This is a genomic window from Parabacteroides chongii (assembly GCF_029581355.1).
GTDB lineage: Bacteria > Bacteroidota > Bacteroidia > Bacteroidales > Tannerellaceae > Parabacteroides > Parabacteroides chongii.
Genome location: NZ_CP120849.1, coordinates 1,029,127 through 1,055,924, shown reverse-complemented (window position 1 = coordinate 1,055,924; position 26,798 = coordinate 1,029,127). Strand labels below are relative to the sequence as shown.

Here is a 26,798-nt window from a genome sequence, read left to right as displayed (position 1 = left end):
CAACTGTCAATTGTCAACTGTCAACTAACATGTGGTACATAGTCATAGGCATAATCGTGCTGGGCGTTATTGCCGCCATAGCCGGTTATTTTCGAAATAAGAAATTGCAGCAGATGCTGGAACGCGGGGAGATCAGTGAAATACCCGAAGCACGTGAGATTCCCGAAGAATGTTGCGGCCAGCATGAGACCTGCGAACGCGACAGCCTCTTGGCTGCCGTCAGCAAAAAGATTGAATATTATGACGATGAGGAACTGGATCGTTTCCGGGGACTGGAGGGAGATGAGTATGAAGAGGATGCTGTCGATGAGTTCCGCGAGGTGCTTTATACTTTGCAGTCGGAAGAGGTAGCCGGATGGCTCCGTAGCCTGCAACTTCGTGGCGTGAACCTGCCCGATGCACTGAAGGATGAAGCATTTCTGATTGTCGGTGAGAGAAGAATACATTAGACGGTAGAGAATGTCAACAAGTATTCGGCATAAAGATTGTTTCTCCCTAATGAAACACTTGTTTCACCTAGGAGAAACAGTTGTTTCATTAGGGTGAAACTGTCAGCGCCTCGTACCGGATATAAAGAAAAGATAGCACAAATAAGACGAACCATCATACGGAATGAATATGGATCTATTACAATATACTTTTTTTCAACATGCTTTGCTGGGTAGCTTGCTTACTGCCATCACCTGCGGTATTGTCGGTACTTACGTTGTTGCCCGCCGGCTGGTATTTATCAGCGGAGGAATAACGCATGCCTCTTTCGGAGGCTTAGGGCTTGGTTTCTATTTGGGTATGAATCCGATCCTGATGGCGATGGTGTTTTCCGTTCTCTCCGCTTTTGGGGTGGAGTGGGCGAGTAAGACGCAGAACGTCCGCGAGGATTCGGCGATTGCCGGTGTCTGGGCTTTAGGAATGGCGTTGGGTGTCATCTTCATTTTTCTGACCCCCGGCTATTCACCGAACCTCTCTGCTTACTTATTCGGTAATATCCTGACGATCTCCATGGCAGATATAATTTGGGTGGCTGCACTGGCAGTGCTACTGATTGCTGTCTTTTCCCTTTACCTGCGCGAAATTGTTTATGTCGCTTTCGACAGCGACTTTGCCAAGACACAGCATATCCATGTCAAATGGATCGAGTATATGATGATGTTTTTCATTGCACTGACTATCGTACTCTCTATTCGTTTAGTTGGTATTATGTTGTTGATGAGTCTGTTGACCTTGCCGCAGATAACGATCAATCTGTTTACTTCCGATTTTAAAAAGATCATCTGGGGAAGTATCGGTCTTGGTTTTCTGAGCTGTGTGACCGGACTGGTCCTTTCCTATTTCCTGAACGTACCTTCGGGGGCTTTTATAATCCTGGTGCTGGTAATGATCTTTTTGATCCTTAAAGCTGTATTATTCTTTATGAAAAGGCAATAAAACGGTTTCTTTCCAGTTTATTATATGATAAAGAGCACACATAATACGTGAAGAAAGGTTTTTACTATATAATTTCATTATTCGTGGTACTCTTGCTTTGGTCGTGCAGTACGAAGAAAAACACCAAGGCAAGCCGGTTCTACCATTCTTTTACATCCCGTTATAATATCTATTTTAACGGGAAGACTTCTTTTGACGAAGCTTTGAACTCCATGCAGACCGGATATAAGGAAAGCTATTCCGAAATGATCCACATGTACCCGATCAGTGCGCAACCCAAAGACAAGAAAGAGACCGGCGGTCCTTTCGACCGTGCTATCGAAAAAGGCAACAAAGCCATCAAACTTCACTCCATTAAAGCCAAACCCGCCAAGAAGCCGGGCTGGCGCAACGACCCCAAGCAACGTGCTCTTCAGGAACAGGAAGAATACAATCCTTTTTTGAAAAAATGCTGGCTGCTGATCGGGCAGGGGCAGTTCTATAATGCCGACTTCCTGCAGGCATCCGCTACCTTTTCCTATATTGCCCGCCATTATGTGCAAGACGAAGAAGTGGTAGCCGAAGCCCGTTTGTGGCAGGCCCGCTGTTATTCGGAGATGGGCTGGTTCTATGAGTCCGAAGATATTTTAAGTAAGCTGAATACCAATGGGATTCCCCGGAAGAATCTGAATCAGTATGCAGCCGTCTATGCCGATTATCTGGTGAAAAGCAAGCAGTATGATGACGCTGTCCCTTATTTTAAGACTGCTATCAAATCGGAGAAAAACAAGCTCCAGCGTACCCGCATGAAGTATCTGTTGGGGCAGATCTATGCTGAGCAGGATCAGCCGGGACTGGCCTATAAGATGTTCAATGAAGTGGCAAAAGCAAGCCCTCCTTACGAGCTGGAGTTTGCTGCACGTATCCGTCAGACGGAAGTCTTTTCAGGCGCGAACTATCAGAAAGTGGTCAAGATGCTTAACCGGATGGCGAAGAGTGATAAGAATAAAGACTATCTGGACCAGGTTTATTATGCGTTGGGAAATGTCTACCTGAACAGGGAAGATACGGCAAATGCGATCAAAAATTACGAACTGGGTATTGAGAAAAGTACGCAGAACGGACTGGAGAAAGCGATTTGTCAGATCAAATTGGGGGATATCTATTTTACCATGCGTGATTATGTGAAAGCACAGCCCTGTTTTAGCGGTGCTTTGTCCGGTATCCAGAAAGAGTATAAAGATTTTAAGCGTGTCTCGAAGCTCTCTGCCGTTTTGGACGAACTGGTCGTGCATGTCGAAGCCGTTCATTTGCAGGATAGTTTGCAGACGTTGGCAAAGATGCCGGAAGCGGAACGCCTGGCTGTCATCGATAAAATCATCGAACAGGTAAAAAAAGAGGAAGAAGAGGCGAAAGCTCTGGCTGAAAAAGAGGCTTACCTGGCTGACCAGGAGGCTAAAGGCTCCGGAATAAACCGTCCGGGAACAGAAACGGGAGGGATTGTTCTTCCGACTTCATCGGGTGGGACAGCTTTCTACTTCTATAATCCTTCGACCGTATCGCAGGGTAAGGCACAGTTCCAGCGTAAGTGGGGACGCCGTGCGTTGGAAGATAACTGGCGGAGACGGAAAAAAGAAATGTCGACCTTCAACGAGGAACCTTTGGAAGAAGGAGAAATGGCTGAGGGAGCAACTGGTGCTGTTGGTCCTGACGGGCAACCTTTGCCTACTGATTCTTTGGAAGCCGGTTTGCCGGGTGTGGCTGCCGACGATCCGAAGTCACGCGAGTATTATTTGCAGCAGTTGCCTTTTACAAAGGAAGATGTGGACGCTTCGAATATCATTATCGAGGATGGATTGTATAATATGGCTATGATCTATAAAGATAAACTGGAAGATCTGCCGTTGTCTATCGAGGCATTCGAAGAGTTGGAACGTCGTTTCCCGGATAACTCACATCGCCTGGACAGCTATTATCAGGTGTATCTGATGGCTCTCCGCACGGAGAACACGGCTTTGGCTTCTGAATACAAGACAAAGATGATCAATGATTTCCCGAACGAGGATTATACGATTGCCATTTCCGATCCGAATTATGAATATAATATACGCAGGATGGATTCTGTGCAGGATTCTATCTACGAAGCGACTTATAATAGTTATTTGGCAAGCGATACGGTTAGCGTACGCCGGAATTTCCGCGATGTCAGTGCCAAATATCCGTTGGCAACTTTGATGCCTAAGTTTATGTTCCTGGATGCGTTGACTTACGTACAGGCGGGTGATGCAGAAGGTTTCAAGACTGCATTGAAGGCTTTGGTGGAGAAATATCCTACAGCCGATGTGACGGAGCTGGCCGGTGAAATGCTGAAGGGAATCCTTCGTGGCCGTACCTTGATGCAAGGCAATGTAACCGGTATGACCTGGAACCTGCGTTTCGGTCTGGGTGAAGACGGTAGTTTGTCTGCCGCCGATTCTGCCCGTACGTTTACTGCTGAGCCGAATACTCCGTATCGCATGATCCTGATGTATCCGACCGGAACGGTGGATAAGAATCAGTTGTTGTTTGCTGTGGCAGCTTATAACTTCGCTAACTTTATGGTGAAGGAGTTCGATCTCGCCTTTGAAGAAGCCGGTCCGATGTCCATGCTGAACATCAGCGGATTCACAGGTATCGAAGAGATCCTGCAATATTATAAGATGATTTATGGTAAGGACGGCTATGCGCAGGCGTTGGATAAGAATGTCGCTATCCTTCCGATATCCGAAGACAACTACGAAACGTTGATGCGCGGTAAGACACTGGAAGAATATATCAACTTCTTTGCAGAGAACTTCGGCGAAAAAGCACCGGAACTGGCAGCCCGTTGGAAGAACCGTATGCAGGACGAAACCGATACGGAATCTCCGGATGAAGAACCGTCGGAAGAAGCAGAAAAGCCGGAAAGTGAAACTCCGTCAAAAGAAATCAAGTCGGTACGTAAGAAAGAAACTCCGGCGGAAGAAAAGGAGAAAACCGTTGAACAGCCTGCTGTAAAAGATACTGTTATTCCGGAAACCATCGTACCGGATACGGTTGTCTCTGTCCCTGTTCCGGCCCTAGAGATTCCGGTCGATACTGTATCCGTACAGCCTTCTGTACCTGATACGACAATTATATCTTCTTCTCAGGATACTGTCCCTGCGGTTCAAGCTCCGGAAGAGCGGAAAGAACTTACTTTAAAAGAAATAGAAGCTATCCGCAAGCGTGAGGCTGAGGAAGAAGAAGCTCGTAAGGAAGAAGCCCGCAAGGAATTTGAAGCCCAGCAGAAAGCTGAAAAAGAATTGCAGGAGCAGAAAGAGAAAGAACGTGCCGAACTGTTGAAGAAGCAGGAAGAAGAAGAAAAGGCTCTTCTGAAAGCGAAAGCCGATCGCGAAAAGCAACTGGAGCAGGATCGTAAGAACAAGCAGAAACAGGCAGAAGCCGACCGCAAAGCCAAGCTGAAAGCCCGCGAAGAACTGCGTAAGCAAAAAGAACGCGACTATAAGGATAGGCTCAAACAAAAGGAAAAAGAGCGTAAGCTGAAAGAAAAAGCATATAAGGAGACACTGAAAGCGAAAGAAAAGGCTCGCCGTGAAGCTCAGAAAGCGAAAGAGGCGGCAGCGAGAAACCGGAAAAAATAAACCGGTAGAATCGATAAAAAGAAAAGGTGTATCAGAATAGCCATGCTATGAGATACACCTTTTTTATTTGCTAAAAACTACCAAACGGTTAAAATCCGAAATATTGTTTTGCGTTTTTGTAACTGATATTCTCTACCATCTTACCGATGAAAGGCATTTCAGAAACAGGCAGTTCACCGTTTTCCACCTCCTTACCCAACATGTTGCAAAGGATGCGGCGGAAATATTCGTGACGAGGATAAGACAGGAAGCTGCGTGAGTCGGTCAGCATTCCGACAAAACGGCTCAACAGCCCCAGGTCGGAAAGCGTATTCATTTGCGCTTCCATACCGTGTATCTGATCGAGGAACCACCAGCCGGCACCATATTGCATCTTGCCAGGCAGCGAACCGTCGTTGAAGCTGTAAGCTGTAGTCATCATAACCGCGCTGTCCTTCGGATTCAGGTTGTAGAAAATAGACTTTGCCAACATGCCTTCTTCTTCCAGGCGGCTTAGGAAACGGATCATCGGAACGGCAACCGGTGCATCGTCGATGGCATCGTATCCCGTGTCCGGACCTAACAATTTGAACATGCGGGCATTGTTATTGCGTGTCGGACCGATGTGGAACTGTTGTACCCAGTCGGTCTTCGCATCCATAACAGCCAGTTCATACAGGATGGCAGAACGGAATTTATCTACTTCCTCGGCTGTCAAAGCCTTGTTCATACGTGCTTTCATGAAGATCGCTTCAATCTCGGCATTCGTATAAGGGGCTGCGTAGAACGTAGTCAGACCGTGGTCGGATACGCGGCAACCTTCGGCTGCAAAATAATCATGACGTTTCTGTAAAGCACCCAGCAAATCCTTGAAAGAAAGGATCGCCAAGTCGGATGCCGCTTCCAGCTTGCCCAGATATTCGTTGTAGGCAGCTGTATTGTCGATCGCCATAGCCTTGTCCGGACGCCAGGTTGGAAGCACTTTGGTCTTCAACGGGGTGTTACGGATGGCTTTATGATATTCCAGCGAATCTACCGGATCGTCTGTCGTACAAACTACCTCTACATTCATGCGTTCCATGATGGCTTGAGCGCGAAATTCGGGTGTTTGCAGTTTGGCGGTACATTCGTCGTATATTTCTCGTGCCGTAGAAGGATTCAATACCTTGTCGACACCGAATATACGGCTCAATTCCAGGTGAGTCCAGTGGTAAAGCGGATTACGCATCGCATGCTGTAACGTATCCGCCCATTTTTGGAATTTCTCGTAAGCCGGTTTATTACCGGTGATATATTCTTCGGGAACACCATTTGCACGCATGGCACGCCATTTGTAATGGTCTCCGCCCAGCCAAATCTCTGTCAGGTCGGCAAATTGATAATTGTCGGCTATTTGTTGCGGGATCAGATGACAGTGGTAGTCAATGATCGGCATTTTCTCTGCATGTTCATGATACAGCTTCTGTGCTGTCTCCGTCTGTAGCAGGAAATCTGAATCAAGAAATGGTCTCATAGCTTAACGGTATTTTTTGATAATTTCCAGCGCATTGATACAAAGGTCGGTGATCGCTTTCCAGTCTTTGGCTGCAATCGCCTCTTTCGGGAATAGCTTCGAACCCATACCTACGCAGGTTACACCGGCCTTGAACCAGCCTGACAGGTTTTCTTCCGTCGGCTCTACAGCTCCGGTAGCCATGATCAGCGACCAGGGCATCGGTGCTTTCATATTCTTTACGAAAGAAGGTCCACCCACATTTCCGGCAGGGAATACTTTGCACAGGTCGCATCCTACTTCCTGGGCAAAACCGATCTCGGAAACAGACCCGCATCCCGGTGTATAAGGAACCAGACGGCGGTTACATACTTTCGCGATTTCCGGGTTGAACAACGGGCCTACTACAAAGTTCGCTCCCAGTTGCAGGAACAAAGCGGCAGTAGCCGGATCGACAATCGAACCGATACCCAGGATCATTTCCGGACATTCTTTTGCTGCATATTTTACCAGTTCGGCAAATACTTCGTGTGCGAAATCGCCACGGTTGGTAAATTCGAATGCACGGACACCGCCATCGTAACAAGCTTTCAGTACTTGTTTGGCTGTTTCTACATCTTTATTATAGTAAACAGGTACCATGCCGGTACTGATCATCGCATTCAATACCTGTAGTTTATTAAATCTAGCCATAACTATTTATTCTTTAAATATTAACTGTCAACTGTCAATTTTCAACTGTCAACTATCTTGAAACGCGTCCTGATCCGTCCCCTTCCATCAGTTTTTCCACTTCGTCGACAGTTACCTGGTTGAAATCACCGTAGATGGTATGTTTCAGGCAGGAAGCGGCAACAGCGAAGTCGAGTGCTTTCTGGTCGTCTGTTGTATAAGTAAGCAGACCGTAGATCAGACCGCCCATGAAAGAGTCGCCGCCGCCAACACGGTCAACGATATGTGTAATGTCGTAACGGCGTGACTGGTACAATTTACCGTCAGCATATAAAACGCCCCCCCACGTATTATGGTTGGCATTGATAGAACCACGTAATGTGATGATCACTTTCTTTGCGCGCGGGAATTTAGCCATCAACTGTGTACATACCGATTCAAATTCAGCAGCATTTACTTCACCGGCTGTCTGTGCCACGTCAAATCCTTCCGGTTTGATACCGAACACTTTTTCCGCATCCTCTTCATTACCCAGGATAACGTCGCATCCGGCAACCAGTGCCGGCATTATTTCGGAAGCTGTTTTTCCGTATTTCCATAAATTTTTACGGTAATTGATATCGCAGGATACAGGTACACCCAGTTTGTTGGCAGCCTGTATTGCTTCCAGACAAGCATCGGCAGCACCTTGTGAGATTGCCGGCGTGATACCCGTCCAGTGGAACCAGGAAGCATCTTTCAATACTTCTTCCCAGTTGATCATTCCCGGCTGTATTTCAGCAATAGAAGAATGTGCACGATCGTAGACAACCTTGCTGGCACGTGCTACGGCTCCTGTTTCCAGAAAATAGATACCCAGGCGGTCACCCCCATAAACAATGTTCGAAGTGCCTACACCATATTTGCGCAAATCCATTACACAAGCGCGTGCAATATCGTTTTTCGGTAAACGGGTGACAAACTCTGTTGGGATGCCATAATTGGCTAAGGATACGGCAACATTCGCTTCGCCGCCGCCAAAGGTGGCATTCAATTGATTACTCTGACTAAAACGGAGATAGTCTGGTGTGGCCAGTCTAAGCATTATCTCTCCAAAGGTGATTACTTTTTTATCCATGGCATAAACTTTTATATTCCAGTGCAAAAGTAGTAGATTATATTTAATATCCTACTAAGTGTGTGCGAAAACATTTGCACAAAATGGAATAAAAAAGGCGATGGCTTGATTCTTTTGTCAGTCGCTAATTTATTTCCAAGGGCAATAGAGAAACATGTAAAGATAAGACTAGTGCCAGGAAAAGTGGTATATATATTTTATTCATTACAACTCTTTTTGCAAAATACAGCATATAATTTTGAAAGGCTGTAGCAGTTTTATTTGTAAAATACAATCAGACTGTGAGTATTTTACTCTTTGGTGCAATGAGAAAAAAGGTGGGACGTTCTGTTATATCCTTGCATCTTCGTCGAAATATGGAGATTTGTTCATATATTTGTTTCACTCTTAAAATAAGATAATATGAATACGGAAAATGTAAAGAATAGTAATGTTCATCAAGGCGCTAATGTCAGAAGGATACGTCGTTATGAGGGTATGAAACAGGATACGTTGGCAAATGAATTGGGCGTCAACCAACAGTGTATTTCCCGACTGGAACAGCAGCCTGTAATAAAAAAAGAATATATGGAGAAAATTGCGGCTATCCTGAAAGTTACACCTGAAATTATTGAAAATATGGAAGAGACACCGATTTCAATTGTTGTTGAGAATAACAATTTTGAGAATGGAAGTAATAATAATGGCATAGGCTATAACAGTGAAGTGAATGATAATAAGATAATTCATCCATTAGAACAACTTATCGAGCTCACAAAAGAGAATGCTTCCTTATATGAGCGTATGATTGCTAATGAAAAAGAGAAAGCAGCTTTATTGGAGAAATTATTGAACGAAAAGAAATAACAGCCTATGTTTTTCAGTGACTGGGAACAGAAAAGTAAAGATGCAAAGATTTCAGAGTCTTTACTTTGGGAATATGACCTTTCTCGTTTTGACTGGTATGATATGCGTACAGTTGTTGTACAACGTGTGATCGAACGAGGGTGGATGAAAGACTTTTATGCTGCCATCAAGCTATATGGTGGGTTGGATAATTTCAGGGAAATAATAAAGAATATACCTGTGTTGGCTGATATCGATATAGCATTTGTTTGTAATGTGTTTAATCTGAATAAGGAAGAACTGAAATGTTACACCAGGAGACAGTCGAGGCAAATACTTTTAGACTCTTAAAGAACTTGATGCAAGATGCGGAACTTTCTTCATTCAGTCTTGCTGGTGGGACTTCTCTTGCTTTGTTGTTAGGTCATCGAATGAGTATTGATTTGGATTTATTTACTCCTGTTCCATTTAATGCTACGGATTTAGAACAATACTTGATTGATAAATATGACTTTAAAAGTAGTTATCTCAGAGGATACACCTTAAAAGGTATGATCGGTAATGTAAATATAGATTGTATCAGACATGATTATCCTTTTATAAAAGATACTATTATAACTGAGGGGATTCGATTATATAGTATTGAAGATGTATCTGCAATGAAACTGTCGGCTATTGCTGATAATGGTACCCGATTGAAGGACTTTATAGATATAGCATGTTTATCTACACAGTGTTCTTTGACCGATATGCTGAAAGCTTATGAAAAGAAATTCAGTAACTCCAATAGTGTAAGAGCCATAAAAGGATTGAGTTACTATGATGATGTGAATTTCAATGAGTCAATTCTTATGATTAATGGCTCATACAGATGGGATATGATAAGGGAAAGAATATATGAAATGCAAAGTAATCCCGATAAAATATTTTCGTCTCTACCTTTGGAATTTAGTTAGATTGGTTTTAAGTCAATATTTCGTTTAAAACGAGCCTCAACTTCGTTTAAAACGAAAAAAATCTGGTTTAAAACGGACTTTACCCCCGTTTAAAACGAAATATCGCTCGTTTTAAACCAGATTTGCTCTGCTATTTGGAATTGATCCAGGTTAGCTTGTGCCAGATGCCTTCCAGAGGTCCTTGTTTATGGCCTTTCAGCCACCATTTACAGAAACTTACCTGCAACAAGAACAGTACGAAGCCGATCAACAGGCTGACGGTGTATCCGCAATAAGGAGCCAGGTATAATCCAAAAGGAAAATAGATAATAGCTCCCAAGATAGATTGAGAGATATAGTTTGTCAAACTCATCTTACCGTAAAAGCGTAATCCTGCTGTGAGTTTCTTGAATGATTCTTTCTGATAGAGCAGTACAAAAGAGGCAACCAATACGGCTGTGAAAGCAAATTTCTGCCACATATCGAGGATGACACCTACCGTTTGTTTTATCATAACGGCATCGCTGTTGTCATAAAGCATTACTTTCAGCTGGTAAAGCGGGCAGAACAGGATGGCAGAAATGATGAGTGCTTTTACCCAGAAACGGGTATTGTTGTCGGAAGTGACAAACAGTTGTTTTCTGCCGATCAGTAATCCCAACATAAACAGTCCGGCTGTTTGCAGGAAACGTCCGGCACCGATTGCCCAGAACAAACTTGCCTTCTGCCCCAGCGTTACATTGCCCCAGATGAAATTCCAAAAATTTCCTTCTTTGGTATATTCGGCCACTTCATTATACATGGCACCTACGCCCAGGTTGGGTAAGGTATATTCCGGATTGAACAGGCTGGCGATGTAATGGAACCATTCGACAGGTTGCAGTAGCAGGATGACTGCTGCGATCAATACGGCTTTGTCATTCCATTTGCGAACGAGGAAAAGGAATAATCCTACAACGCAGAATAACAATAACACATCACCCGCCGGGAAAAAGGCAGCGTTTAGTGTCGCGAAACCTGCCAGCAGAAGTAAACGCCAGAGGAAACGGTACCCGAAGTCTTTTCCCTTTCTTAATTGGTTAGTGTATTGAATGTAAAATGTGAAACCGAATAACAGGGAAAAGATGGCATAGGCTTTTCCTGCAAAAAGAGAGAAGATGATGCTGAATACGCCTTCGTCTAGAATATTCAGCCATTCCGGTTGACTGGCAGGGTCGGGATAAACCGGAAAAATGAAATGTTCCAGGTTATGAACGAGAATAATTGCCAGCACAGCGAAACCGCGCAGAGCGTCTACCACTTCGATACGTGGGATTTTAGTAAGGGTTGTTTGTTGCATACTATATTATTTTATGATTTTGCGTTTAACCAAGCTACTTTTTGTTCTGATTTATGCGGTTGTCCGATAATATCGGCATAGAGTTCGGGGCGGCGTGCATTTCTGTAGCGGTATCCTCCTGCTTGTTCCAGCTTTTCCGGTATGATCGTGGCAATGGCAAAATCATTACCTAACTTCCGGCATTCGGCTATTATGTCACCGAATGGATCTATTATCATGGAACAACCGTTCTTGATCTCGTTGTAGTCCTTTCCAATCGGATTTGAAAAGACTGCATATATGGCATTATCGTAGGCACGTGCCGGAAGCCATTTCATCAGCCATGCTCTACCTTTCAAACCGTCGAATTCCTGTCGCAACGAGGTCGGGTCATTTTCCCTATTTTCCCATAGGGAAGGATCGACCAACCCGGCTCCGGGGCGCGGGGAAGGTGTGCACATGGTTACATGGGGCATGAATATAATATCTGCCCCAAGCAGGGCTGTAGCCCTTACATTCTCTACGATGTTATTGTCGTAGCATATTAATATACCGCATTTCCAGCCTTGGATGTCGAATACGACATATCGGTCTCCCGGTAAGATATTAGGGTTGATGAACGGATGGAGTTTTCTGTATTTAGCTTTTAAACCGTCTTTATCGACACAGATATGTGCTTTATAGATACGGTCGGATTCATCGCGTTCGAAGAAACCGGCAAGTATAGTCACATGAGTTTCCCTGGCAATGCTGATCAATGCCTGTGTACTTTCTCCGGACGGAATGGGTTCGGCAATGGCGAGTAATTCTTCGCGCGACAGTTCTTTGGCGAATGTATACCCGCAAACGGAACATTCATGAAAGGCGACAACGTCTGCTCCTTCGGCAGAAGCTTTCAGGCAGATGTCTCGTATGGAAGATAGGTTAGCCGCTTTGTTATTGTCATAGGTTTCAAACTGGGCTGTTGCAATTTTTAATGGATTCATGGTCTTATGATTGAATTGATGATCGAATTGCAAAAGTATTGAATTTTTGAAGAGTACCTTTGCTCATGTGATTATTTTTTGTCGTTGAATTTATCATATGATAATTTTTATCCGGTTTTGACCAGCTAATTTTGCCTTGCAAAATAGAAATATTAGGTTATGAAACAATTTGTTTTTTTGTTTCTGGCAATTGTGCTGGAAGTGGTAGGAACGAGCGGACTGAAAGCCTCCGATCAGTTTACAAAGTTGTTGCCGTCGGTTATAACGGTGGTTTCGTATGTTTGTGCTTTTTATTTTCTAGGGTTGACGCTCAAGACGCTTCCTGTCGGAATAGCCTATGCTATCTGGTCGGGAGCCGGAGTTGTTTTAATATCCCTTATCGGATTGGTTTTGTTTAAGCAATCACTGGATTGGCCTGCTATTACCGGATTAGGACTGATCATTGCAGGGGTTATAATCATTAATCTGTTTTCAAAGTCGGTTTCTCACTGAGGATATCGCAGACGCAGATTAACGCAGACTTATTTTATTGATAATTAATTTATCTGCGTTACTCTGCACTGTCTGCGAAATCTGCGTCCGGTAAATATCGTCTTTTTGCCACAGTCCTTTTTTCAGACTATGGCAAATAGATGCGGTTGTTTATTTGGCAGGATGAATGTCCAGCTTTACCGGATGGATCATATTCTCCGGACTTAAAATCGTATCCAGTTGTTCTTTTGTCAGGATGCCGTGATCCAGTACCAGCTGGTACACGCTTTTACCTGTTTCCAATGCTTCTTTGGCTATTTTAGTGGAATTTTTATAACCGATAACAGGATTTAAGGCTGTCACTACGCCGATGCTGTGATGCACTTCGTCAATACAATGTTCGGCATTGGCAACGATACCTTCCACACAAAGGGTACGTAGTGTTTCAAAGCCGTTCATAAGCAATTCGGCTGACTCGAAACAGCATTGTGCCATAACCGGCTCCATCGCATTCAGTTCCATTTGGGCAGCTTCGCCCGCCATTGTCACACAAAGTTCGTTGCCGATCACCTTGTAAGCGATCTGGTTCATCACTTCCGGGATAACCGGATTCACTTTGCCCGGCATGATGGAAGAACCCGGTTGCATAGCCGGCAGATTGAACTCACCCAGCCCGCAGCGCGGACCGCTTGCCAGCAGACGAAGGTCGTTACATATCTTATTTATTTTGACAGCTACACGTTTCATGGCAGCGGCATAGCCTACCAGGCAGGAGGTATCGGAAGTTGCACCGACCAGGTCGGCTGACAGTTTGATATCCCATCCGGTGATTTGACGCAGGGCTTCGATGCATTTTTCTGCATATCCCGGTTCTGCACAAATACCTGTACCGATGGCCGTCGCTCCCATATTGACAGTCAGGAAATCGTTCGCTGCATGATCCAGGTGAGCGATCTCATCCTGCAGGATGCTGGCAAAACCGTTGAATGTCTGCCCCAAAGTCATTGGAACGGCATCTTCCAGTTGAGTACGTCCCATTTTGATGATATGGGCAAATTCTTCTCCTTTTTTGCGGAAAGAAGCGATCAGTGCTTCCAAATAAGGAAGTAACTGCAGATGCGTGGCATACATACCCAGGTGGATGGCTGTCGGATAGGCATCGTTGGTCGATTGCGAACGGTTCACATGATCGTTGGGTGAGCAGTAGGTGTATTCTCCCCGCTGATGTCCCATGATTTCAAGGGCACGGTTGGCAATGACTTCGTTGGCGTTCATGTTGGTGGTCGTACCGGCACCTCCCTGGATCATGTCGACCGGGAATTGCTCATGGTGTTGTCCGTCCAATATTTCGCGGCAAGCCTGCATGATGGCGCGGTATTGTTCGTCAGTCAGCAGTCCCAAGGCATAGTTAGCCTCGGCAGCTGCCATTTTGGTGATCGCCAGTCCGTTGACAAATAACGGATATTCGTTGAGGTGGAATTTGCTGATGGAGAAATTCTCGATCCCTCTGAGTGTCTGTACGCCGTATAATGCTTCGGCGGGTATTTCCCGTGCGCCGATCAGATCACTCTCGGTGCGGGTTTTGCCTGTAAATTCAGTATTCATGTCCAATGCTGTTGTTTTTTGTTTACGCAACAAAGATATGGAATGTCATTTTGAAATCAAAAAATGTTTTGATGTATTTAAAAAATGTCAATCATTTTATTTTTAGTAAGTGTTATTTGTGTATTTTGTGATAAAATGATATTGTTTTCTATATCTGCATATATCGTCTACCGAAACAACCGTCATGTCGTGCTGTGTGGCGAAGCGGATGATTTCAGGCAGTCGGGCCATTGTACCATCCTCGTTGGTGAGTTCGCATAAAACAGCCGTATCGCCTAATCCGGCCAGTTTGACCAGGTCGACACTACCTTCTGTATGTCCTCTTCTTTCCAGTACTCCGTTCTTTTTGGCTTGTAGAGGGAAAACATGTCCCGGGTGTGACAAGTCTTCCGGTTTGGCATTGGGAGCAATGGCTGTTTTGATCGTTTGTATTCTGTCAGCTGCCGAGACACCGGTGGTGACTCCTTTTTTGGCTTCTATCGAAATGGTGAATGCGGTCTGATTCTTACTTGTGTTGTCTTTTACCATCTGATGCAATCCGAGCGAGTCGCATTTTTCAGGTGTCAGACAAAGACAGACGATGCCGCTGCATTCGCGGATCATTAATGCCATATCTTTTACTGTCATTTTTTCTGCAGAGTAAATAATGTCGCCTTCATTTTCCCTGTCTTCATCATCGACAAGTAAGATACCCTTGCCTGCTTGTAAATAACTGATTGCTTTTTCTACACGTTCTTTGTAGTCAACGCCGAAATCTTTAATAGTTTTCATTTTCAAACCCCGTATTAAAATAATTGTTTATAATAGGGCATTACAACAGGGCTGGAAAGTATTATATATAACACACTCCCGCATATATGAATATGCCGGTATATATTATATGGTAGATAATGCTTCTTCTCTCATCCAGACTTTAACTGTCGGTTCCGGAATTACACCAGATCAGTCCCCTGTAACACAGAGGAGTCGCGGACTGTCACCGCCGGTAGGGAATTACGCCCTGCCCCGAAGAATACTCACCACAAAAGTAGCAAGAATTAGGAAATGTGCGAATATGAAACGGTTAAAAAAGTTTGAATTCTGATTTAAATATCGATTTGAGTATGGAAGAATATTTTGCCGAAGCTATTTTGCTGATACTTACATGGTCCCCTTGAATGTTGATGTTTGTGTGGAATGAGAAGCATTGTGAAAATATCTCTAGTTCTGAAAGAACTCTGTTTAGTCGAGACAAATATATTAAAATATTCACTTAAACATGATTTAATTATATAAAAATATGGTGACATGGTTCAATTTTAACAAATGGAATAGGTGTATGTGCAGAATGTTCTAAAAATAAATCAAGAAATTGATATCATACCTTACAATTTATAAGCTCAATGAAATAAAACTGGAACCCTGTATACAAATACACCGATGCAAGGACAGAGTTCTTTCAGAACTAGATAAAAAACAACAAGCAAATGAGAATAAAAAGTACGCCAAATTTCATAGTATGAGAATGAATATAAGTGATCATACGCAGGACTGACGCCCTTTTTATAAAAGATGTATTCTTTAAATTATAACTTTATGTTGAAAAAAACTAAATTAGTAAGTCTAATGCTACTGGCGGGAGCTTTAACTGTTCCCGTAGGAGTTTCTGCGGATATAACGCCGGAGAGACCGTCAGTAAGTCTGGCCCAACAAAATGGGAAGGTCACATGTGTGGTAGAGGATTCATTCGGCCCTGTGGTCGGAGCTTCAGTTATTATTAAAGGAACAACCAACGGAAATGTGACCGACATGGATGGTAAGGTTGTACTGGAAGATGTAAAGAAAGGAGATGTTATCCAGATTTCATACATCGGATATGCAACACAGGAAATTGCGTATACAGGACAACCTTCAGTCTCTGTAAAATTAAAGGAAGACTCACAAGCTTTGGAAGAAGTGGTTGTCGTAGGATACGGCACACAGAAAAAAGAGAATTTGACCGGTGCTGTAGCACAGGTTGCAGGTGATGTATTGGAAAACCGTCCTATTACGAATGTGGGACAAGGGCTGCAGGGGGTTGTTCCCAACTTGAATGTAACGATGAGTAAAGGGGGAGCTCCGGGAAGTAGCTCCGATTTTAATATTCGTGGTAATAACTCTATTAATGGCGGTAGTCCACTGGTGTTGGTAGATAATGTTCAAATGGATGCTAACCTTGTTAATCCGGATGATATTGCCTCTATTTCTGTTTTAAAGGATGCTGCATCTGCCGCTATCTATGGCGCTCGTGCTGCTTATGGCGTTATCCTGATTACGACAAAGAAAGGTAAAAGTGAACAAAAGCCTCAGATTTCCGTATCTGCAAGCGGTTATTGGCAAAGTCCGGCATTGAGGATGCATAATATTAACTCTCTGGATTATCTGGAAATGAGAGATATTGCAGCTGCAAATAGTGGAATGAGTTCTTTGATCACTCCGGGACAGTTAGATTATGTAAAGGCTTATATGAACGGTTCTTACAAATATCCGGAATATTTCGATCAATCGCAAAATCAAAGTAGATGGCTTTATTGTGGTAACACAGACTGGTTTAATGAGCTGTACAAAACAAGCTTTTCACAACAATACAACGTTAATATCAGTGGCGGAGATTCAAAAACCACATATTATGGTTCTGTTGGTTTTGCAGACCAGAATGGTATTTTGAAGACTGCTGATGATAATTACAAGAAATTTAATGCCACATTGAATCTTTCTTCACAATTGACAAAATGGCTGCAGGTAAGTGCTAAAATCACAGATAACTATTCTACGGAGGATCACCCTATTACTAACTCTACGGCGGGAATTGATGCTTATGGTGGTATGTTGAAAAATGACTTAAGCCCGTTGATGCCTGTACGTTTCGGGCATACCGGCAGGCTGGTTTACAGTCCTGGTGCGGCTGCTATTAATGATTCCGGTTTAGGTATCCAGACTTCAGGCGATTATGTTTATGAAGATGAGGGTGTTAATAACTACTCCGGACAAAACGGAAACACGAATCCAGCTGCTGTCGGAGATTTAGGAGGCTATACGAAATATAAAGTCAACGATATATGGTTAACTGGTGCCGTGAAGCTGACCCCGTTAGAAGGGTTGGTTATTAATGCTGATTATACATATAATATATATAGCAAGAATTCTTCAGAGGTTCAGCGGACATTTACTGATTATACAGCGGTTGCCGGAACTGAAGCCCTTTATGGTTGGACAAAGCCGAGTTATGCCAATTATACGACCAATGAAGATTATTACTATGCTTTCAACGCATTTGCAGAATATACCAAATCATTCTTGGATAATACGCATAATTTCAAAATTATGGCAGGTTATAACCAGGAGAAAAAGTCTAACAAAAAATATAATGCTAAACGCACAAACCTGATTGTTGAAGACATTCCTGACTTGGATTTGGCTACAGGTGAACAGAGTATGTCTTCCGAAGATACCTATTGGGCTATTAATGGTTTCTTCTTCCGTCTTAACTACAACTATAAACAACGTTATCTGCTTGAAGTAAACGGACGTTATGACGGTTCATCCAAGTTTGCGAAAGATCATCGTTATGCTTTCTTTCCATCTGTTTCTGCTGCATGGCGTATTTCAGAAGAAAACTTCTGGCAACCGTTGAAAGGTTGGTGGAATGACATGAAGATTCGTGGATCCTACGGTTCTTTAGGAAATCAGGTTATGGGTGATTTGGGTAATTTCCCATATTTAGCAACTTATGGAACAAATTCATCTTATAATTATTTGATCAACGGTTCCAAACCCGTTATTGTAAAAGCTCCGGGACTTGTTGCTTCTGATTTTACCTGGGAGACTGTTACTCAAATGGACTTTGGTTTTGATGCTTCATTTTTAAGTAATCGTTTGACCGGATCATTTGACTGGTACCGTCGTAATACGAAAGATATGTTGGTAGCAGGAGCAACTTTACCCGCAACGCTGGGAGCGAGTGTTCCTAAAAGCAATTCTGCTGATATGAAGACGATTGGATGGGAACTTTCTTTAGGATGGAACGACCGGTTAGAAAACGGACTTTCTTATTGGGTAAAAGGTGTTTTATCTGACTATCAGGCAACAATTACCAAGTATGCTGGAAATGATGCTGGTTTCTATTCACAGAGCGATAATGATGGAAAGTATTATGTAGGACAGAAGATCGGCGAAATCTGGGGGTATCATTCAAATGGTCTTTTCCAATCGGATGCTGAAGCAGCTGCAGCAGACCAAAGTGAGCTTTATGCAGGTAAATGGGGTGCCGGTGATGTAAAATACGAAGATTTGGATGGTGATGGTAAAATAACAAAAGGTGAGGAAACAATCTATAATCCCGGTGATAAGAGTATTATAGGTAATAAAACACCTCGTTATCAGTTTGGGCTTACTGTCGGGTTTGATTATAAGAATTTTGATTTTGAAATGTTCTGGCAAGGAACAGGAAAGCGTGATTACATGCTGAGTGGCGCTCAGTTCTGGGGTTTCACCAGCCAGTGGGATGTTCCGTATACTCCGGCTTTGGATTATTGGACTGAGACGAATACGAACGCTTATTTCCCAAGACCGGGATGGCAAAATGGCGGTAACAGGGTGACAAGCGATCGTTATTTGCAAAGTGCAGCTTATGGACGTTTGAAGAATTTGACGGTAGGTTATACAATCCCGAAGAATCTGACAGCCAAATGGGGTATTTCTCGTCTGAGGTTATATGTAACAGGAGAGAACTTGCTGACTATCACTCCGCTGAATGATGCATTCGACCCTGAGACTTTGGGTGGTTTGACATACCCGATTAACAGAAAAGTTGCAATTGGATTAAATTTAACACTGTAAAAACAAGAGAAGACAATGAAAACTAAATATATTTTATTAGGATTAAGTCTTGGATTATTGGGAGGATTTACGGCTTGTGACGTGACGGATCTCAATCCTAAAGACAGTATTACTGATAATAGCTATTGGAATACGGTAAGTGACCTGGAAAATTATGCCAAAGGCTTTTACATGAATTTGACAGGAAAGGGATTAAGGTCAGACGGAACTGAAAATCTGGATGATTTAACGACTCTTGATGAAAGATGTGACAACCGTTTAACCGCTTCTCCCGACCAGTGGCTGTTTAATGAATGGGTTATACCTTCTGAAGCGAATTTCGATTCAAAATGGTACTGGAATAATATTCGTAACCTGAACTATTTTATGACTCGTTATCAACGGGTAAATGCTTCTGAATCTGAAGTGAATCCGGTTGTTGCCGTAGTCCGCTTTTTCCGTGCTTTTGACTATTTCGATAAGATTAAAACATTTGGAGATGTTCCCTGGTATGATAAGGATCTGACAACTGCAGATACCGATGAATTGTATAAGGCCCGTGACGACCGTGACTTGGTATTGGGGAAAATTATCGAAGATTTGGAATTTGCAATCGAATGGTTGCCGGAGAAAAGTGCGGCAGAGGTAGGTGCTTTACATAAGGATGCTGCCCGTACATTCTTGGCTCGAGTTTGTTTGCATTACGGTACATATAAAAAATATCATAATGTTTCGACTTCTCCTACTTCTCAGGAGTTATTGCAAAAAGCAGCAACTCTCGCTAAAGAGGTTATGGATAGTGGACTTTATGATATTGTACAAGGAGCGGATGCCGGAGCAAACCAATCTGCGTTTGCCAATTATCCTTTGTATTATGCCAACCAGTTTACACAGGAGGATTTAACAAGCAATAAAGAATGTATTTTGGCCCGTGTTTTTGAAGCCGATGTATTGACTCACAATCTTGCTCGTGGCGGAGGTGCCGGCCTTTCTAAAGATTTTGCAGAATCGTTCCTTTGTACGGACGGTTTGCCTATTGCAAATAGTCAGGAGTATAAAGGTGACGAAACACTGGATGATGAAATGACAAATCGCGATCCTCGTATGTATCAGATTATAGACAGTAAGTTCCGTCCATATACAGTGAAAAGTAATGGTATGCGTGTGGTAAATACCGGTATCAATGATAAGAAAGAATTCAGTGGCTCTGAAGAGCCGGGGGCTACTGTTCATTCTGCACCGGGATTGACAGGTACATCTACAGGCTATTCACCTATTAAACTGGTTTCGGCAAGTCAGAGTCAGCAGGATGCTGTTAAGACTTCTTCTTATGATTGGTTTGTTTTCCGCTATGCAGAAATCCTGTTGATTTACGCTGAAGCAAAATGTGAATTGAGCGAGTGTACACAAGCTGTTTTAGATGAAACGATCAATAAATTGCGTGACCGTGTTAATATGAAACATCTGACTGTCTCTCCGGTTGCTGATTTGGATCCGGTTGATTACGGATATTCAATAACTCCGCTGTTGTATGAAATTCGTCGTGAACGTCGTATCGAGTTGGCATTAGAAGGTTTCCGTTATGACGATATTATGCGTTGGAATGCGATGAAATTGTTTGAAAATCCCAAAACATATCTGGGTATGCGTGTCACGGATAAAGTAAAAGAATTATATCAACCTGAAGTATTCGAAGGAGCAACAGCTCGTGATTTACTCGAATATAATGGTAAAACTTATATCCGCATGTATTCAGGTAAAAGTCTGAGCGAAGCAGGTCGTAAATGGACTACGAATGATAAGCGTTTATATTATCCGGTTCCGACAAGCCAGATTACATTATCTGCAAGTTACGGTTCTCTTCTGAAGCAGAATCCGGGCTGGGAATAACAGGTAGTTATTAACTGATAAAAACAGGGGATGGGAACATATCTGTCCCCTGTTCTTATTATTTCCTTATTATGAAATTATCCGATATGAAATATAAGAACCTGACATCCGGATTTATCTTGTTCTTTTTGCAAGTTATAGTCTTATTTTATGTATTCCGTTTCCTGTATCCTTTTAAGGAACAATTTCAAATGTTTCAGTTTACGGGTCAGTATGCTGCTGCAACATGGAAGCAAGCTGGCGGTATGGCTCTTTATCTCTCGGAATTTCTTTCACAGTTTTATATTATTATAGGGATAGGTCCCGTTATTACAGCCTTTCTTTTGACTTTGGTCGCTATAGTCTCTTCATTGATTCTGAAAAAAATAAGTATTCGGAATGATTTGCCTGTTGTTTTCTTTCTTCCCTGGCTCTCTTTGCTGATCATGCACCTCGATTACGACTATTTGGAACAGGGAACGATAGCTTATTTGTTTTTGTTACTTTTTTTATGGATATATGTAAACTTATCCCCTCGTATCCGACTTGTTTACGGTCTATGTATAATACCTCTCCTTTATCTGATCGCCGGACCGATTACTCATTTATTTGCTGTTTCCGCTCTCCTTTTAGAGTTTCTGACCAATGGAACAAAGAAATATATTTGTATCATTTACCTGCCGGTAGCCGTTCTTTCTGCTGTTGGAGGTTGCTATTTAGGGTATAGTACGAATATCTCAATGGCTTTTTTTCCGGATGCTTACTATAATCCGCAGGTCCATAATTCACAGATTTGTTATTCCTGGTATGCTCTTCCGGCAGCCATGTTATTGGCTGCTTTTTTGAAAAAGTATCACTCTCCCGTATCTTTTAAAGGGAAATGTTGGTGGGAAGGTTTTCAATGGGCGATTATTTTTTTATTAGGTTATGAAAGTATCATCCATTTCGGAAAAATAGATGCTCTCGACCAGTTTCAGCAAGACTATTATGTCCGTACCGGGCAATGGGGTAAGATCATATCCGGTTTTGACCAAACAGTTTTGTCAAAAAGGCGTATGTGTAATTTGAATTTGGCACTGGCGCAGACGGGACAATTATCGGAACGATTATTCGATTATCCGCAGGGAGGGATAGAGACATTGATGTTACGTTGGGATCAGTCGGTGTTTACGGCTGAATTACATAGTGATCTGTATTATTGTATGGGGATTATCAGTACTTCCCAGAAATTTGCTTTTGAGGCGTTGGTCAGTTCCCGCCCTTCTGGTAATCCACGGATGTTGAAGAGATTGGTGGAAACAAATATTATAACAGGAGCTTATCCGGTAGCGGAAAAATATATCCGACTGCTCGAAAATACCTGGCATTATAAAGAGTGGGCTTCTTCTTACCGTCGTTTTCTGCAGAACGACCAGGCGGTAGAACAAGATCCTGTTTTAGGGTTAAAGCGTCGTTGTTGGAAGGCTGAGGCTGCTATTCCTGAATTATATACAGATCCGGTCAGTACATTGACACATCTTGTGCCGGCTTGCCCGGATAATAAAGGTGGTTTACAATATCTGACATCATTCCTGTTATTGAATAAAGATATCGGTACATATATGGTTTTGCAGGAATCTCTTTTCCGGACTCCTGCGTGGCCTGAGATGACTGACAGCCAGCAGGAGGCTGTGGTGATTTGCCATCCTGACGATCCGCATTTCTGGCTGGAACATGGGGTGAGTGTAAAAGTAAGGAATCGGGCGCTGACTTTTATGCAGAAAGTAAAAGAGGGAACCCGTTTCGGACAGAACCCGGCAGTAGTACTGGCTCCCGAGTTTGGAAAGACTTACTGGTTTTATTATATGTTTAATACAATGGATAAATGAAACAATTGTTATATTTTCTGTTTGCTATATTGTTATCAGGGGGATGTTCTCCTGATCGGCCGCCTGTCGTTTCCGTTCAGATCGATGAATTGCCGGATATTTATCCGGATTATGTGGGGGTGACAATCCCTGCGACAATAGCTCCGCTGAATTTTTCTGTCCGGGGATACGGGAAGGTTTGTACGGTTTTTCAGACGGAAGGATGTTTGTTTTCTGTCTATACGTCGAACAGATCACTTTCTATACCCGATGCGAAGTGGAAGAAGCTGCTGGCTGTGGGTAAAGGAAAACAGGTAGATATCTCTGTCTTGGTGGAAGATGCGGGGAAATGGAAAGCTTTTCGTACTTTCCATATATACGTATCGGCAGACCCGATCGATCCTTATATCGCTTATCGCCTGATCGATCCGGGTTATCAGTTGTGGGGAAGTATGGGTATCTATCAGCGGGAACTGTGTTCTTTTGAACAAGATCCTATTCTGGAAAACCGTTTGACGGATAGCAATTGTATGAATTGCCATTCGTTCTGTAATCAGGATCCGGATAAGATGTTGCTCCATATTCGTGCTAAATATGGGTGTACGGTGTTAGTCGACGGTGAGAAAATAGAGACATTGGATACGAAAACTGAAAATACGATATCAGCGTTGGTTTATCCGTCCTGGCACCCGTCGGGGAAATATGTCGCTTTTTCTGTGAATAATACGACGCAGGATACGCATCCGGTCCACCGTACAGAGGTCTACGACAAAGCTTCCGATGTGGTTGTTTACGATGTGGAGAAACGGACCGTTCTGACAGCCGGGTTTTTATTCTCGAAGAATTGTTTTGAGACATTCCCGACTTTTTCGCCGGACGGGAAATCTCTTTATTTTTGTTCAGCTCCGGCTGTCCGGGTACCGGAAGGATTGAAAGAACTCCGTTACAGTCTTTGCCGTATCTCGTTCGATCCGAAAAGGGGAACATTCGGATCTGCAGTCGATACGGTTTATCAGGCGGAAACGGAGCAACGGAGTATTTTGTTCCCGCGTGTTTCGCCGGATGGAAAGTATCTGCTTTGTACGACTACTTCTTACGGAACATTTCCGATTTGGCATAAGGATGCGGATCTTTGCATGTTTGACCTGGACACGGGCAGACAAGTCCCGACGGAGGATGTGAACAGTCCGGATACGGACAGCTACCATTCCTGGTCGTCCAACAGTAAATGGGTCGTGTTCAGCAGTCGCCGGTTGGATGGTTTGTATACACGCCCTTTTATAGCCCATGTGGATGAGGGCGGTATTCTTTCGAAACCGTTCCTTTTGCCACAGGAATCTGCCGATTATTATACATTCCTTACCAAGTCGTATAATATTCCGGAATTTGTCAAAGGGAAAGTGAAAATGGACATGTACCGATTGGCTTCCCGAATCAAAGAAGGTAAGAATTGTAAAGTCTCTTTTATGGGGAAATAACTAAGAAACGATTAAAACAGGATAATATGGAAATGAAAAACATGCTGATTCTCGGCCTATGCGCTTGTTCGCTTCTGGCTTGTCAGGAAGTGGCTCCTCCTGCTCCGGTTCTACCTGTTCCGACACCGGAACAGATCGAATGGCAGAAAATGGAAAATTATGCTTTTGTACATTTCGGGCTGAATACTTTCAATGACCTGGAATGGGGATATGGAAATACGCCTGCCGAAACATTCGATCCGACTGACCTCGATTGTGAACAATGGGTGCGTGTCATTCAGGCGGCAGGTCTGAAAGGCGTGATCCTGACAGCTAAACATCATGACGGTTTTTGTTTATGGCCGACTAAAACAGTCGATTATAATATCTCTCATTCTCCTTATAAAGAAGGAAAAGGAGATATGGTGCGCGAATTATCGGATGCTTGCAAAAAGTATGGTCTGAAGTTCGGACTTTACCTCTCGCCCTGGGATCGCCACAATGCGGAGTATGGACAAGAAGGTTATCAAAAAACTTATCATGAGCAGATCAATGAATTGATCTCTAATTACGGTCCTTTGTTCGAGTTTTGGTTTGACGGAGCGAATGGCGGTAATGGCTGGTATGGTGGTGCCGACGAAAGCCGTTCTATTAATCCGAAAGAATATTATGGGTATGAGATTGCTCGGCAGATGATTAAGGCGAAACATCCGGGCGCAATGATATTCGGCGGTACGGTGCCTGATATCCGTTGGATCGGCAACGAGTCTGGTTGGGCAGGCGAAACGAACTGGGCTCCTTATTCATTGGAAAAAGAAACTCATTATACACAGAATCAATGGGGTATGAAGGATGGTAACCAATGGCTTCCGGGAGAATGTGATGTGTCGATTCGTCCGGGATGGTTCTATCATCATCGGGAAGACCATCAGGTTCGTACTGTACCGAATCTGGTGGACCTCTATTACCGGAGTGTAGGCCATAACGCCAATTTCCTGTTGAATTTTCCCGTGGCTTTGAATGGACAGATTCATTCGGTGGACTCGGCACGTGCGGTTGACTGGTCTCATGCGATAAAGGCTGAGCTGAACAAAAATTTGTTGGAAGGAATTAGAGCTAAAGCCAGTGAGGAACGTGGCAGTGCTTATAGATCTACAAATACAACGGATGATAATTGGGATTCTTATTGGGCTACCTCCGATGGCGTAACAACGGGTACATTAACATTCCCATTGCCGGCAGGAACCTTGTTGAATCGAGTATTGATTCAGGAATATATCCCGTTGGGGCAACGTGTCTGTTCTTTTACACTGGATGTGGAAAAGGATGGAAAGTGGCAGCCGGTAGAGACTACAGATACGTTGTCAACGATAGGTTACAAACGGATTGTTCGTTTCAAGACAACGGAAGCAGATGCGTTACGTATCAGTTTCACCGAGGCGAAAGGGCCGTTGTGCATTAATAATGTGGAGGCATTTCTGGCTCCTCCGCTACTGGAGCAGCCAATGATTGTACGGAATGCCCAAAATGAGGTTTCCATTCGTGTGGAGAGTGAAGGGGGTGATATGCATTATACGACGGACGGATCGGAACCTACTGTTCAGTCTGCGAAATATAAAGCTCCGTTTATCCTGGATAAAAAAGGAACGGTCAAGGCTGTAACCTATGATCCCCAATCCGGTAAAACAGGACCTGTCGGGATACGTTATTTCGATCTTCCTGCCTCAGATTACAACGTGTTGAATCCCACGGATGATCATACGGCTTTACTTTTTGACGGGAACGGCTACTCGACCTGTTATTTGCCTGAAGGTAAAAATGAATTGGTCATAAAACTGAGAGACCCTCATGTTATAAAAGGATTTGTCTATACCCCCAATCAGGGACGTGATGCTAATGGACATATCTCTGATTATCAGTTACTGGTGGACGGAAAAGTGGTTGCTTCCGGAGAATTTTCCAATATAAAGCATAACCCGATCGAACAGGAAATACGTTTTGAGCCGGTAAGAGGTCAGAATTTGGTTTTTAAGGCGACACGAATAGTGGATAATGCTAAACGTGTTGGGATTGCTGAGTTTTCCGTCATTACGGAAGACTAGAGTATTCAACATAATTGATGGTGACAGCAAGTACCTGTGAAGGCGCTTGCTGTTTTTTTATATCTTTGTACAAGTCTATAAAAATAACTTATTATGAATCATCATTGTAACAAATGCCCTTTGCGGGCGAAGTATGAAAGAAGTCCTAAATCTTTGATAGGACGCTTTTGGCGTTGGCATATTAATTTCTGCCCGGGATGGAAAGCTTATTTTACTTCCTT

19 protein-coding genes and 1 riboswitch are annotated in these 26,798 nt (G+C 43.3%); of the genes, 12 read left to right on the top strand and 7 right to left on the bottom strand.

All coding sequences use genetic code 11. The features are described 5' to 3' along the window. Window positions 1-29: 29 nt before the first annotated feature. The 3 genes from P3L47_RS04320 (at window position 30) to porW (ending at window position 5,066) form a co-directional block, all read left to right on the top strand. Window positions 30-449, top strand: coding sequence for a phospholipase (locus tag P3L47_RS04320; protein WP_122361363.1), 420 nt, complete (start codon window positions 30-32; stop codon window positions 447-449). Between the two features lie 169 nt (window positions 450-618). Continuing rightward, window positions 619-1,425, top strand: a complete 807-nt coding sequence (locus tag P3L47_RS04315) for a metal ABC transporter permease (protein ID WP_277782796.1) — start codon at window positions 619-621, stop codon at window positions 1,423-1,425. Window positions 1,426-1,472: 47 nt separating this feature from the next. After that, the gene (gene porW / locus P3L47_RS04310) at window positions 1,473-5,066 is read left to right on the top strand and encodes a type IX secretion system periplasmic lipoprotein PorW/SprE (RefSeq protein ID WP_277782795.1); all 3,594 of its coding nucleotides are present in this window, start codon (window positions 1,473-1,475) and stop codon (window positions 5,064-5,066) included. A gap of 88 nt (window positions 5,067-5,154) precedes the next feature. Here the strand turns inward: porW and uxaC are convergent, their stop codons facing one another. Genes uxaC through P3L47_RS04295 form a run of 3 tightly spaced genes read right to left on the bottom strand, consistent with a single transcriptional unit; the run spans window position 5,155 to window position 8,326 of the window. Then, on the bottom strand, window positions 5,155-6,558 hold the full coding sequence (gene uxaC, locus P3L47_RS04305; protein WP_277782794.1) for a glucuronate isomerase: 1,404 nt from the start codon (window positions 6,556-6,558) through the stop codon (window positions 5,155-5,157). 3 nt (window positions 6,559-6,561) lie between these two features. Continuing rightward, window positions 6,562-7,230: a bifunctional 4-hydroxy-2-oxoglutarate aldolase/2-dehydro-3-deoxy-phosphogluconate aldolase gene (locus tag P3L47_RS04300; protein WP_122361360.1), complete on the bottom strand. Its 669-nt coding sequence runs from the start codon at window positions 7,228-7,230 to the stop codon at window positions 6,562-6,564. A gap of 52 nt (window positions 7,231-7,282) precedes the next feature. Next, on the bottom strand, window positions 7,283-8,326 hold the full coding sequence (locus P3L47_RS04295; RefSeq protein ID WP_122361359.1) for a sugar kinase: 1,044 nt from the start codon (window positions 8,324-8,326) through the stop codon (window positions 7,283-7,285). 402 nt (window positions 8,327-8,728) lie between these two features. Between P3L47_RS04295 and P3L47_RS04290 the strand changes: the two genes are divergently transcribed. From P3L47_RS04290 to P3L47_RS04280, 3 genes are read left to right on the top strand one after another with little or no spacing between them, the layout of a single operon-like run. Further along, complete coding sequence (locus P3L47_RS04290) at window positions 8,729-9,172, top strand: helix-turn-helix domain-containing protein (RefSeq protein ID WP_277782793.1); 444 nt, start codon at window positions 8,729-8,731, stop codon at window positions 9,170-9,172. A gap of 6 nt (window positions 9,173-9,178) precedes the next feature. Further along, window positions 9,179-9,502 carry a DUF6922 domain-containing protein gene (locus tag P3L47_RS04285; protein WP_277782792.1) on the top strand — a complete coding sequence of 108 codons (324 nt, stop codon included), beginning with the start codon at window positions 9,179-9,181 and terminating at the stop codon, window positions 9,500-9,502. A gap of 8 nt (window positions 9,503-9,510) precedes the next feature. Next, window positions 9,511-10,107, top strand: coding sequence for a nucleotidyl transferase AbiEii/AbiGii toxin family protein (locus P3L47_RS04280; RefSeq protein ID WP_277782791.1), 597 nt, complete (start codon window positions 9,511-9,513; stop codon window positions 10,105-10,107). A 130-nt stretch (window positions 10,108-10,237) separates the two neighbouring features. Here the strand turns inward: P3L47_RS04280 and P3L47_RS04275 are convergent, their stop codons facing one another. Further along, on the bottom strand, window positions 10,238-11,425 hold the full coding sequence (locus tag P3L47_RS04275; RefSeq protein ID WP_277782790.1) for a DUF418 domain-containing protein: 1,188 nt from the start codon (window positions 11,423-11,425) through the stop codon (window positions 10,238-10,240). A gap of 11 nt (window positions 11,426-11,436) precedes the next feature. After that, window positions 11,437-12,390: a nitrilase family protein gene (locus P3L47_RS04270; RefSeq protein WP_277782789.1), complete on the bottom strand. Its 954-nt coding sequence runs from the start codon at window positions 12,388-12,390 to the stop codon at window positions 11,437-11,439. A gap of 159 nt (window positions 12,391-12,549) precedes the next feature. Between P3L47_RS04270 and P3L47_RS04265 the strand changes: the two genes are divergently transcribed. Continuing rightward, window positions 12,550-12,882: a DMT family transporter gene (locus P3L47_RS04265; protein ID WP_122361357.1), complete on the top strand. Its 333-nt coding sequence runs from the start codon at window positions 12,550-12,552 to the stop codon at window positions 12,880-12,882. Between the two features lie 150 nt (window positions 12,883-13,032). Here the strand turns inward: P3L47_RS04265 and P3L47_RS04260 are convergent, their stop codons facing one another. Both P3L47_RS04260 and ribB read right to left on the bottom strand, forming a co-directional pair. After that, window positions 13,033-14,466, bottom strand: coding sequence for an aspartate ammonia-lyase (locus P3L47_RS04260; RefSeq protein WP_277782788.1), 1,434 nt, complete (start codon window positions 14,464-14,466; stop codon window positions 13,033-13,035). Between the two features lie 102 nt (window positions 14,467-14,568). Continuing rightward, complete coding sequence (ribB, locus tag P3L47_RS04255; protein WP_277782787.1) at window positions 14,569-15,237, bottom strand: 3,4-dihydroxy-2-butanone-4-phosphate synthase; 669 nt, start codon at window positions 15,235-15,237, stop codon at window positions 14,569-14,571. A gap of 119 nt (window positions 15,238-15,356) precedes the next feature. Continuing rightward, window positions 15,357-15,483, bottom strand: a riboswitch (FMN riboswitch). A gap of 558 nt (window positions 15,484-16,041) precedes the next feature. On the opposite strand from ribB, the gene P3L47_RS04250 reads away from it, so the two are divergent. The 5 genes from P3L47_RS04250 (at window position 16,042) to P3L47_RS04230 (ending at window position 26,577) form a co-directional block, all read left to right on the top strand. Next, window positions 16,042-19,323, top strand: coding sequence for a SusC/RagA family TonB-linked outer membrane protein (locus P3L47_RS04250; protein WP_122361458.1), 3,282 nt, complete (start codon window positions 16,042-16,044; stop codon window positions 19,321-19,323). Between the two features lie 15 nt (window positions 19,324-19,338). Continuing rightward, complete coding sequence (locus P3L47_RS04245) at window positions 19,339-21,192, top strand: RagB/SusD family nutrient uptake outer membrane protein (RefSeq protein WP_277782786.1); 1,854 nt, start codon at window positions 19,339-19,341, stop codon at window positions 21,190-21,192. An 86-nt stretch (window positions 21,193-21,278) separates the two neighbouring features. Beyond that, entirely contained in the window at window positions 21,279-23,039 is a 1,761-nt protein-coding gene (locus P3L47_RS04240; RefSeq protein ID WP_277782785.1) for a DUF6057 family protein, read from the top strand. Then, window positions 23,036-24,496 carry a TolB family protein gene (locus tag P3L47_RS04235; protein WP_277782784.1) on the top strand — a complete coding sequence of 487 codons (1,461 nt, stop codon included), beginning with the start codon at window positions 23,036-23,038 and terminating at the stop codon, window positions 24,494-24,496. Before P3L47_RS04240 ends, P3L47_RS04235 begins: the two co-directional genes overlap by 4 nt. A 26-nt stretch (window positions 24,497-24,522) precedes the next feature. Then, a complete protein-coding gene (locus tag P3L47_RS04230) occupies window positions 24,523-26,577 on the top strand; it encodes an alpha-L-fucosidase (RefSeq protein WP_277782783.1) in 2,055 nt (684 codons plus the stop codon). Window positions 26,578-26,798 lie beyond the last annotated feature (221 nt).